15 protein-coding genes and 1 pseudogene are annotated in these 10,635 nt (G+C 33.3%); all 16 read right to left on the minus strand.

Going from position 1 to position 10,635, the window contains the following annotated elements; translation table 11 throughout:
* Positions 1–163: pseudogene (locus AC1DIT_RS25220) on the minus strand (pentapeptide repeat-containing protein); the annotation flags it as partial.
* Between the two features lie 19 nt (positions 164–182).
* Positions 183–962: a hypothetical protein gene (locus AC1DIT_RS25225; protein WP_016114237.1), complete on the minus strand. Its 780-nt coding sequence runs from the start codon at positions 960–962 to the stop codon at positions 183–185.
* 50 nt (positions 963–1,012) lie between these two features.
* Entirely contained in the window at positions 1,013–1,237 is a 225-nt protein-coding gene (locus AC1DIT_RS25230; RefSeq protein WP_229161527.1) for an ADP-ribosyltransferase, read from the minus strand.
* Positions 1,238–1,333: 96 nt separating this feature from the next.
* Positions 1,334–1,789 (minus strand): immunity protein YezG family protein, encoded by a 456-nt coding sequence (locus tag AC1DIT_RS25235; protein ID WP_016114236.1) that lies wholly within the window; start codon positions 1,787–1,789, stop codon positions 1,334–1,336.
* 511 nt (positions 1,790–2,300) lie between these two features.
* The gene (locus AC1DIT_RS25240) at positions 2,301–2,810 is read right to left on the minus strand and encodes an ankyrin repeat domain-containing protein (protein ID WP_016114235.1); all 510 of its coding nucleotides are present in this window, start codon (positions 2,808–2,810) and stop codon (positions 2,301–2,303) included.
* Between the two features lie 22 nt (positions 2,811–2,832).
* Positions 2,833–3,117 (minus strand): AHH domain-containing protein, encoded by a 285-nt coding sequence (locus AC1DIT_RS25245; protein ID WP_229170315.1) that lies wholly within the window; start codon positions 3,115–3,117, stop codon positions 2,833–2,835.
* Between the two features lie 13 nt (positions 3,118–3,130).
* On the minus strand, positions 3,131–3,259 hold the full coding sequence (locus AC1DIT_RS25250; RefSeq protein WP_016114233.1) for a hypothetical protein: 129 nt from the start codon (positions 3,257–3,259) through the stop codon (positions 3,131–3,133).
* Positions 3,260–3,386: 127 nt separating this feature from the next.
* Positions 3,387–4,526, minus strand: a complete 1,140-nt coding sequence (locus AC1DIT_RS25255) for a suppressor of fused domain protein (protein ID WP_016114232.1) — start codon at positions 4,524–4,526, stop codon at positions 3,387–3,389.
* Positions 4,527–4,567: 41 nt separating this feature from the next.
* The gene (locus tag AC1DIT_RS25260) at positions 4,568–4,969 is read right to left on the minus strand and encodes an AHH domain-containing protein (RefSeq protein WP_016114231.1); all 402 of its coding nucleotides are present in this window, start codon (positions 4,967–4,969) and stop codon (positions 4,568–4,570) included.
* Positions 4,970–5,126: 157 nt separating this feature from the next.
* Entirely contained in the window at positions 5,127–5,594 is a 468-nt protein-coding gene (locus AC1DIT_RS25265; protein ID WP_016131298.1) for a DUF2004 domain-containing protein, read from the minus strand.
* Between the two features lie 17 nt (positions 5,595–5,611).
* A complete protein-coding gene (locus tag AC1DIT_RS25270) occupies positions 5,612–6,226 on the minus strand; it encodes an HNH endonuclease (RefSeq protein WP_016114229.1) in 615 nt (204 codons plus the stop codon).
* 366 nt (positions 6,227–6,592) lie between these two features.
* The gene (locus AC1DIT_RS25275) at positions 6,593–7,048 is read right to left on the minus strand and encodes an immunity protein YezG family protein (protein ID WP_016114228.1); all 456 of its coding nucleotides are present in this window, start codon (positions 7,046–7,048) and stop codon (positions 6,593–6,595) included.
* 21 nt (positions 7,049–7,069) lie between these two features.
* Positions 7,070–7,624, minus strand: coding sequence for a DNA/RNA non-specific endonuclease (locus AC1DIT_RS25280; protein ID WP_476998488.1), 555 nt, complete (start codon positions 7,622–7,624; stop codon positions 7,070–7,072).
* 470 nt (positions 7,625–8,094) lie between these two features.
* Positions 8,095–8,523, minus strand: a complete 429-nt coding sequence (locus AC1DIT_RS25285) for an SUKH-3 domain-containing protein (RefSeq protein ID WP_016132685.1) — start codon at positions 8,521–8,523, stop codon at positions 8,095–8,097.
* 11 nt (positions 8,524–8,534) lie between these two features.
* On the minus strand, positions 8,535–9,374 hold the full coding sequence (locus AC1DIT_RS25290) for a hypothetical protein (protein ID WP_016114225.1): 840 nt from the start codon (positions 9,372–9,374) through the stop codon (positions 8,535–8,537).
* A gap of 253 nt (positions 9,375–9,627) precedes the next feature.
* Positions 9,628–10,500 carry an immunity protein YezG family protein gene (locus AC1DIT_RS25295; RefSeq protein WP_476998489.1) on the minus strand — a complete coding sequence of 291 codons (873 nt, stop codon included), beginning with the start codon at positions 10,498–10,500 and terminating at the stop codon, positions 9,628–9,630.
* Between the last annotated feature and the right edge of the window lie 135 nt (positions 10,501–10,635).

The raw sequence follows: 10,635 nt of genomic DNA on the forward strand, positions 1-10,635 counted from the left end.
ACATGACCCGTTTTGCCATAATACGATCTCCCATTACCTCTGACAGGTCTGAAAAAGTAAGGTCCAAATCACTCATATCTAACTGATCTATAACCTCATCATTGTATTGAGATCGATTTAATATTTCCATGACTCTTATTCTATCATTACTTTTCTCATTCATGATTACGAATTCCTTTCATTTAACTTTCCAGATAGTCCTTCCAAACAACATTTGGAGAATAGGTTACAACCATCCGACTTTCATGAAAACTCGGTATAGCCATTACTTGAGCTGGTTCCAGATATTTCATTACATGTAACCAACTATCAAGCAATGTATCATTATCAGCTTCTAATGGATTTTGTAAAAGTTCTATACAAATCCCACCCCAATCCAGTTCTGATACGACAGCTGGACTATTTAGTAATAATTCCTTGTCAAACATTTCTAAAATATTACCACTAAAATATGTTCTAGCCCCTAGTCCTAAGGGACCGTTTGGAAGAAACCTAACTGGTATAGGTTGTGAAGATATTTCCATCCACATTTGTAATCGTTCGCGTTCGGTATTCCACGGATATGATAAAGGCCAACAAATTTGAGCTACTCCAAAACGAGGCTTCGCAATTTCCAAGATTTGGTCAGATAACATAAAAAAATCTGACCAGAATTTTTTAGGGATAGATTTTTGAAACTCAAACTCCAAAAATGAGCCATTGCTCAAGTTAACTTCAAAACTCCCTCTATAGTTAACAGATTTATCACGATAGAGATGAACTTCAGATACCCTACCCTCCGAAATCACTTTTTCAATAATTTCCTCACGATTATATTCAAGCCGTATTGTTTCACAGTTGCCCCAATGAGTAGGAGCAAACTTTTCATTTGACTCAAACACATCCAAAAGACGCCCTAGTATCTCTTCCTGATTAAAAGATACTGTGGGGTACATTGAAATTGAAAAATAATTAGGTTTCATTTATATCCTCCCTTAATACTAAAAAAATAAAGTTACATAACATTTCTCATTCACAGTTTTATCCATACACCCCCACCAGGTAAACGTGAATTGTTCTCCCATTTGTGCGTCACTTTACCACTACTTGGATCAGTATAGTAAATTTCACTCTTTAGTGCTAAAGGCCCACTTGGTCTTGGGTGAGGAGGAATTCCATTTAAATCGGGTATGTCACTTGATATTGTCACAACATGACGCCCATCTGTCTTTTGTGCCAGTTCTCTTTCAGCTCGCATTTGACTGTCATTATGAATAACGTGTTCTTTGTCACTTATTTTGTGTTTGTGATCATGAACTAAATCAATTCGAACATATCTTTAACCCTGAACAATTTAAAGGTTATTATTTTTCACTTCCTCAAACCACTCATCAGCAATATGGCTAACTGTTTTAACATCATCATTCGTATATACTAAATCATACTTATATTTAGCTTTAAAGTTGCCACTATGAACATCATATATTAATTTCATCTCCGTTGGCATGTCTCGTTCATATTCTTTGTATAATTCTTCAATTTTTTCAATATCTTCACATATGATACGCAATACCATAGACTGTCGTTTTGTAGACACATCGTATCTTTCATCTCCATCTTCCAATGCATCATTTACTTTATGACGTTCTACATGTTTATTGTTAATGCAATAAAAGAAACTTCCCGAAATAATTCCTGCCTCACGTGAGGCGTAGATATACACCTTATCAGCTCTATCTTCAACATATTCCATACATATAGATATCATATCCGCTTGCAAATCACTAAATTTATCTTCAAATTCTCTCATACTACTTTTTCACTCCTTAGATTAATTCTTTAGAACTGAAGAGTCTTGCTTACCAAGTGCAATTTTGCTACTAATCCATGGTTGGTTATTGCTTTGACACTTTTTATAATATTTCTCTACTACGCTCTTACTTTATACATAGCCATTATAATCTATAAAACACTTCATGAATTTATAAAAATATAATGTATCTTTTCTATGCTAAAACGCAAAAAAGCACTTGTTGCCTTTCATAGACAATCAAGCGCTTTAAGTTCATATGTTTTTAAGTATCGTTAATTTTGTAAGTTTTGTAGTAACAGTTTGACACCTTTTATATATCGTGACAAGTAATACGTTAAAACTTACGAGCTTGTACGAGTTGGTTAGTTTCATATAGATTCCATGTATTAATATTCATCGCCCAATAAAATGTCATCTCACCTAAGGTCGTACTTCGTTTTCAGTTCTATCATTGCACGTAATACTTTATGATGGTACAACCATCATGGAGTATGTACTTTTTAACAGCCTATTCTTTTTCATCCATTTTCTGCTTTAAATATTCAGCAATTTCTGTTTGCCCAAATTCTCTAGCATATTCATAAGCATTCATATTCTTAATATTTTCTCCAGTGTATCTAATTGAAATATCTATTCCTTTTTCAACTAGAAACTCAGCTACTTCTTTATATCCACCATAAATCGCACCGAATAATGGATTTCTTTTTGCTAAGCTCACATCTAATTCTGCGCCAGTCTCAATTAAATACTTTACTATCTCCAAATGCCCAGCTCCTGCTGCCAATCTTAAAGGGGAAGCATCAAATATATCACCTTTTGTATTAACATCGATTCCTTTATGGATTAAATATTCCACTATTCCAAAATGCCCTTTCTTTGCTGCAACATGTATCCACGTACCAAATGGTGTCATTGAATGTAAAGATTCTGGATTATCTCCTATTAAACGTTTTACTTCATTAATATCACCAATTTTAATTGCATTTCTTATTGTTTTATTTAAACTTTTTTCATCCATAACATTACCTCCTGTATCTCTACTATCTTGTACTAGCTATGTCTCCTAAATCTTTAAGAGTTTCAACAATATCATCAAAGTCACCGTCTATTGCTTCAACAACTCTTAACCGATTCACTACTTCCTCCAAAGCATCAAAATTATGTTGTCCTATTACAGCATTTGGTGCCCAAACAAGGTTTTCTTCACCAATTATTGGGTCTATCCCATACCTTCTTAATATTCCTTGACCTTCTCGAACCAGTTCTTGTTGCTTCTGACCAAGGCCTTTTTTAAATAAAATATGATGTACATATGGATTTTTCATGGCAACAGATGGGTCACCTGTAAGAAATCTCTTGATAATCAAAAAGTTCTTCATCGTATTCATCACTATCAAATGTTTTCACTTCTGCCCCTAATTTCAACAAGTTATCAACTAATCCTTTTAAATTTTCTATTTCATTCAAAATCATATACTCAATGTTAAAATTTTGTATATCTGTTAAAAAAACCAGTACCCATGGTCAATGGATACTAGCATAATAATCTTTCATATCAAACATGTTATAACAAGTAAAAGTAACATCTCTAGTCTTATTCCTTTAAACCAATGTTTTCTCTTTTTATATCAAGTACATCTAAAACACCAAATTCATCAAATTTTCCCATTAAATATTCATGTCCTTTTTGTAAAGCACTTATTCTTTCTTCTGTATAAATGGGCATTAAAGTATAAAAATTAATTATTCTATTTTCTGAATCTATAAAACTTCTTACCTCTTTAGATTTATCGATTAAAATACATGATAATTCTGTATTAGAAGCAAATGGCATTGGAGGTTCTCCATTTGGGAGAATGACCCCTTCCTCTAACCATCCATCATATTTGTGAGGTATGTGAGCRGCCATTCTCAACCACTTCAAAGGCCAATAATTATCTTTGTTCGCCAATTCTGCTTTGCTTATTGGCCAATTTGCAGGCAACTTTAATACTAATTCAGCATACTTAAATCCCTTATTGTCTTCTGAATCATCCATTGTAAAATCACTCATCCCAGTAGTCACAAGAGTTATAAAATCACGTTCTTTTGATGGCAATATAATTTGAATATCAATTGATACTTTACTACCAGGTATGATTTCACTGATTGTATCATTAATGGGACCAAATTGTTCTGTTATATAATCTAAAATATCAGTTTTTGCATTTTCCCCAGTATCTTTATATACCACTTTTTTAGTAGAATCTAATAAATTCGCTATTTCTATTTGCCCTTGTTCATGTGCAAATGCTAACGCATCCATATTTTTCATATATTCTCCCGTGTACTTAACGTGAATGTCAATTCCATTTTCAATCAGAAGTTTTACAATATCTATATATCCACCCTGAATAGCACCAAACAAAGGATTCCTTTCCGGTTCACTCACATCCATTTCAGCTCCACAAGTCAATAGATACCTGACAATTTCAAACTGGCCTTTTGAAGCCGCTTGGTTAAGTGCCCCACCACCATATACACCACCGCGCTTATTTATGTCAGCACCTAATTCTATAAGTCGCTTGACTATTTCAAGCTTTCCATGTGTGGCTGCAACATGAAGAAGAGTTCCAAACGGTCTCATCGATATATTCAAGAGCTCCATATCTGAACCAATTAACTCAACTACACCCTCAACATTATTTTGCTTAATATCTGTACGAATTTCTTTAGCTAGTTGGATATTTTCCATATTATCACTATCTCCTTTTGGCGGCTATGTTACCTAATTCTTCAAGTGTTGCACATCATATCATCCCGATCACCGCCATTATTTTTTACTGCTTTAATATCATCTACAACTTTTTGAATTGCCTCAATACCATGTTGTCCTTTAGCTCTATTTGGTGTCCAAGTCAAATTTTTAAGTCCTAAAATTGGATCTATGTTAAATTCTTTTAAAATTTCTTGTCCTTCCTTATCAAACTCTTGTTGAGCTTTTCCACGACCTTTCTTAAAAAGAATGTGATGTGCATAAGGATCTTTCATTTCTTTAGGAGGGTCACCAATATGGTTTTTAAAATATTTACCAAAGTTAAAATTATCAATATCTATATCAACATCACTTATATTATTCTTACCCGTACCCTTACCAGATGGATTTACAAATTCAATATCTTTAGTAAAAGACCTCAATAGTATGTAAGATAGAAATAACCTTCAAGATTAATTTTTCCATTTGCATAAAAAAACAGCAGAGATTTCTAGTATCTATCTCCGTTGTCTTTGCTATCAATTTCCAAAAACCAATTTTTTATATTCTGTTATGTGTATCCCTTACAAATAGTAATGCTTAAATTGCAACATCTTGGTATCCTACCCTAGCTACTTCTTCATTTATTAGACGAATGCCTACCCCATTTTCCATGTCCCATGTACAGTCAAATGTTAGTCCAATATATCTGCCTTCAAAGCGTCTAGCAGATGGGACATAAATCCCCACTAGCTTGATCTTTTCAAGAAGCTGATCAATCGTTCCAATTAAAGGATAATTTTCATTATATGAAACATCATACCCCAGCTCATGTCGTTTTTGTTTGTAATAATCTAGAATTGGTTGCAAAATACTTTGTTGAAGATGTCCCCAATTTTGTATTAAAGAATTATACGAAGCATACTGTTTTTCACTAAATTCTCCATCTTCTTCACCATCTATCATCAAAGCAATATCGGCTTCTTTTCCGCAAAACTTAATGGTAGTATCTCTACTCCAGACATAATCATATTCAAGCTCACCAAAAACTGCATCATTTATTTTCATTTTGAATTTTCCCCTTTCTATTTATTGGCAAATTCTCCTGACTTAAACGCTCCTGCATTTATCTCTCCTACGCCGCCAAGATGCCCAAACTTGCTTGCCAACTCTGGTGAATTGTTAAGTTGTTCAGCCAACTTTTGATCTGCTTGTTTAAAATTAATAGTTCTAGCTTTTGTTCCGTTCTTGCCGGTCCCACCTAACATGTATTCAATTTCAAATTGTGCTTTTGCTACAGGTGAAAAATCAGGAACTCCATTTTTATACTCAATTCCATTAATACCAGCTTCATTTAAGATTTTCTGTAACGTAGGATCTGGTGGTGGTTTTAGGGTACATAAAGACTCACCTCTAGCCCATTCAAAAACGACATTTGAATTCGTTTCTGCGGGTGTTTGCTTGAATCTTGAATCATATGTACTAGCAAATTCCTCTTGCTTGAAGGCTGGTGGAATATCAGCATCTCTATTACCCGTACCCTTGGTTTCAATCTTAGCAACAGAAAATAACGTTCCAAGTGTTTTTCTTTCTCCTACATTCCCAACACCAGCTGCCAAAGGTTCAGGGAATACATTCGGGATATGAATATTTTTAATCTTCTCCCCGACATTCTTCATACTATACGGCAACTTATTCATGAATGCCGTTACTTCTTCCAACTTACCAACTATTTATAAAGTTAAAGCATACCAATCAATTAAAAAAACACTTGTTGCCTATCATAGACAATCAAGTGCTTTAAGTTCATCTCTTTTTAAGTAGCATAAACTTGTAAGTCTTGCAGTAAAAGTATGACACCTTTTGTATGTCATAAAAACTACTACGTTAAAACTTACGAGTTTGTACGAGTTCATTAGTTTCATATACATTCCATGTGCTTAAAACGTCATCTCGCTTAATCTCGTACTTCGTTTTCTATTCTAGAATTGCATATAGTGCCCCATGATGGTACAACCACCATGAATTGTCCATTCAACTTAGATATAACTATTACTGTAAACCTTTTAAAGGTTATTATTTTTCACTTCTTCAAACCACTCATCAGCAATATGATCTGCTGTTTTAATATCATCATTCGTATATACTAAATCATACTTGTACCCAGCTTTGAAATTACCACTCTTAACATCATATATTAATTTCATCTCCGTTGGTATGTCTCTTTCATATTCTTTGCACAATTCTTTTATTTTTTTGATGTCTTCACATATTATACGCAATACCGTAAACCCTCGCTTTGGAGATACATCATATCTTTCATCCCCATTCTCCAATGCATCATTCACTTTATGAGGCTTTACATACTTATTATTAATTAAATAAAAGAATCTACCTGAAATAATACCTTCTTCACATGAAGCATAAACATATACTTTATCGGCTCTATCTTCAACAAATTCCATACATATAGCTATCATATCTGATTGCAATTCACTAAACTTATCTTCAAATTCTTTCATATTACTTTTTCACTCCTTAGATTAATTCTCAATAACTTCAAATCCCCATTTACCATCAATAGAATAATTAACTATAAATTCTTTTGGGCGCATATCATTTCCAGAATAAACAATTTCAACATCAACAGTTACTTCTTTAGGGGGTTCTGCTTTCAAARCTKYAGCCCATTCTTCTTCAATCTTCTTATATTGCTTCAAATTAACATCAGATAATTGCGAAACCAAATTATCAATTTTAGGTGATCCCCCAAATCTATCACCTGCTAAATGCCCTGCATGGTCTTGTCCTTTTACTTTACCGGGTGTATTTTTACTATGTGATAATCTCTTCTCTCTTTCAGTTAATTGTAGCTTATCTGTTTCAAATTTTTCAATTCTTCCAAGGTTATCTGCTTCATAAAAATAGTCGTATTCCCCTGTTTTATACCTAACATTCGGTTTCAACCTATTTTTCCTACCGTTTGTAAACTGTTTTTCTTTGTCCACTAATGTTTTAACTTCACTTACTCCAGCACTACCTTTACCCGTACCCTTAGTAAATTCTTTTAATTCTAAATCCTTCGAACCACTCTTCAAATTCAAGTTTTCAAAAAACGGTGCTGTTTTTTTCTCAAGCCACTGATTATTTGCTACAGATGTATCAAAATCTCCTGCTGGCTGCAGCCTTGAATCCAGATTTTCTCTAACTAGTTTTACGTTTGTATATGGTCATGTCTGTTTTTCTTTCTACATTCAGATACATTATTATTAATCCTCCAACTTCTTTGCATAAAAATAGAACCAACGCTCCTTCCATTAGAGACATTGGTTCTATTCTTAGTTATAATATAAATTTATTTTTTCTTTTCTCTACATCTTTCATTTAGAGCAAAAGATGATTAAGTAGCAAGGTATTTTAAAACTAGTTTTCAGTTCTATCAACTTAAAATCACTTTTTAATTTTTATCTATTACTCTTTCACCTACTCACTGCTTAATTACAATTATGCAGTAGGTTAGGTTAGGACATAATTTTGCATTAGAAAATTATTATTCTTCAAATTTATCCTAAATCACTGTTCCTTTTTCACGAAAAATATTATCCAATGCTTCTAAAGCATTCTCTCCTGCCCAACCTGTTGATTCAAATATTCTTCCTGATTCTGATATGTATAAATCTATTTCAAAATTATAGAGTGAGCCTATAGGAATAACTTTATCATCAATAAAATTTTCTAAACCAAAACACGAACTATCTAACACACCTATCACTTCCTTAATGCAAGTGGTATGTTTAGATATGACCAATCCATCTGGCCAAATTTTTTCAACATTGATTCGTAATTCTCCAAACTCCTCCATAAATTTTTTTGCACTTTCAAAAACTTCAAAGCCTCTTTCTTCAAGAAACTTTACATTTTCTGATATGTCTATTTTTCTACCCTCATACCATCCCGCTTTTTTCAATTCTTCTATTGTCTTATTTGATATTCCCATATTCATTCCTCCTATTTATCATTATCAATATTATAGAAATCAAAAAACGTTCTACTACAATTCTCACAAGGTTCAGCAAAACCACCTCGTAAGTTTTCCGTTCTAACGATAAAATTATCATATCTTGCGCCTTTTAATATTGCATCTCTTGCGCTCCAAACCTCTGCACATTTATCAATATTCCACTCATATTGAAAGCTCGGTTCTCCATACTTATTAAGCGGTCTTAACTTTTCTGCTTCTGCTCTTACTTTTTCTATACTAGCTCTTAATTTTGCCATATCTTCTCTTATAAATTCTTTATTTTTTCCAATAAAAAAGCTATCAGGTAAACTATCTATATACTTTTCTAATAATAGACTTCTATAATACTTAGTGTAATCTCCGGGTGTTTTACAAAATCCTCTAGGATCAATCCCTCTATGATCAATTATAGTTGGATTATACTTCCAATTCCCACTACCTGCAATACCTTTCAAAGATGGATTTTCCGTATCCACAATAGCAAAAATTTTGCTTATATCCTTTGCATCCCCGTTTTTGCGTAAAACTTTTCTATAGTTATCTAAGTCAGTTATCATTGTTTCTCTAGAATTTTGCAAATTGAGCTGCTTTAACCTATCAGCTCCAGTAACCCCCTCTGCAGGAAGTTTCTCCCCAGATAACCGGTTTGCATTTTGCGCTTGCCCCTTAGTTTCACTCTTAGCAACAGAAAATAACTCTCCACCAAGTGCGTTTCTTCCTCCTCCATTCCCAACACCAGCTAACAAAGGTTCATGGAATAAATTTGGGATTTCAATATTTTTAATCTTCTCCCCGACATTCTTCATACTATACGGCAACTTATTCATGAATGCCGTTACTTCTTCCAACTTACCAACTATTTATAACGTTAAAGCATACCAATCAATTAAAAAAGCACTTGTTGCCTTTAATTGACAATCAAGTGCTTTAAGTTCATTTGTTTTCTAAGTTTGTAAGATACAACCATCATGGAGTATGTATTTTCAAACACCTTATCATTTTTTCTATACACTTCACATATACTTTGTTTTTCATTCATGTATTCGGTCCTAATATAAAAAACTCAATGATGTTTTTTTATTAAGACCGCTCTTCTTCATACTTTTCCATTCTTGCCATCAGTTCTTTGTCTATTTCATCTGTTAGTTCTCTATTTAAATATTTATACTCAAAATATTCAATTCTATCTGAAGGTCCAAATTCTGAATCGTTCCAGTTAACATAACTAAATCGAACTTTTAATTTCCCTTCACCATTCACCATCATTGTAACTGAAAACCACGCCTCTTGTTGATTATCAATAAATACTTGTTGTAATTGAACTGTCAAATCAAATAATTCATGTAGAAATTGATTATAAATTTTTCTATCAACATTATACATTCTAGGTATATAGTGTTTATTTAAAATTTCACGTATAACCGGTTTCTTCCCTTGAATTTGATATTCTACCATGAACGAATTTGGTCTCATTGATTGCCCACTATATACTGGTTCAATTTTTACTGACACTTTTTTAAGGGGATTTCCACCTAATGCATTAGCCCACTCCTTCTCCATATTATACCATTCTCCACCAGAACGATTAATTTGTTTATTTTGAGCGACTAAATTATCAATGTCACCGGATCCGTGAAATTGTGTTCCTATCAAGTRACCCCCATCATCATCAGGCAACMTATCTTCTCGTCCTGYAGCCACTTGCATTCCTGTATTTCGTTTTCCTTTTTGAAGTATTAGTTCTTCTGCCTCAACATCTACTATTCTACCAAGCTCATCTGTTGTATATTTATAACCATCCTCAGTGATATAGCGCACGTTTGGTGCAAGTTCTTTCCTTCCATTTTTCCCTTTAATAATATGCTTACCAAGATCCTCCTCTTTTATTTCCGTTATCTTAGGAGGATTACCCGTACCCTTAGTTAAAACAAAAAGCGATAACTGGGTTACCAATTACCGCTTACTAAGTCAAACCATTTGGTGCATTATAAGGTAACAACTATGATAGTTCTAAAGTTGGTGTAATTTCTCATCATGTTATTACCATATGCACTAACAGCTTCATTACCATACACCCTACTTTCATAG

Source organism: Bacillus sp. 05T22 (assembly GCF_056396765.1).

What these genes read in the sequence shown, in the direction of transcription:
- AC1DIT_RS25275 (WP_016114228.1), bottom strand. Translation starts at nt 7,048, where the DNA reads ATGAAAGAATTTGAAGATAAGTTTAGTGAATTGCAATCAGATATGATA.
- AC1DIT_RS25235 (WP_016114236.1), bottom strand. Translation starts at nt 1,789, where the DNA reads ATGAGAGAATTTGAAGATAAATTTAGTGATTTGCAAGCGGATATGATA.
- AC1DIT_RS25245 (WP_229170315.1), bottom strand. Translation starts at nt 3,117, where the DNA reads ATGAAAAATCCATATGTACATCATATTTTATTTAAAAAAGGCCTTGGT.
- AC1DIT_RS25240 (WP_016114235.1), bottom strand. Translation starts at nt 2,810, where the DNA reads ATGGATGAAAAAAGTTTAAATAAAACAATAAGAAATGCAATTAAAATT.
- AC1DIT_RS25290 (WP_016114225.1), bottom strand. Translation starts at nt 9,374, where the DNA reads ATGAATAAGTTGCCGTATAGTATGAAGAATGTCGGGGAGAAGATTAAA.
- AC1DIT_RS25230 (WP_229161527.1), bottom strand. Translation starts at nt 1,237, where the DNA reads ATGCGAGCTGAAAGAGAACTGGCACAAAAGACAGATGGGCGTCATGTT.
- AC1DIT_RS25285 (WP_016132685.1), bottom strand. Translation starts at nt 8,523, where the DNA reads ATGGGAATATCAAATAAGACAATAGAAGAATTGAAAAAAGCGGGATGG.
- AC1DIT_RS25265 (WP_016131298.1), bottom strand. Translation starts at nt 5,594, where the DNA reads ATGAAAATAAATGATGCAGTTTTTGGTGAGCTTGAATATGATTATGTC.
- AC1DIT_RS25270 (WP_016114229.1), bottom strand. Translation starts at nt 6,226, where the DNA reads ATGAATAAGTTGCCGTATAGTATGAAGAATGTCGGGGAGAAGATTAAA.
- AC1DIT_RS25225 (WP_016114237.1), bottom strand. Translation starts at nt 962, where the DNA reads ATGAAACCTAATTATTTTTCAATTTCAATGTACCCCACAGTATCTTTT.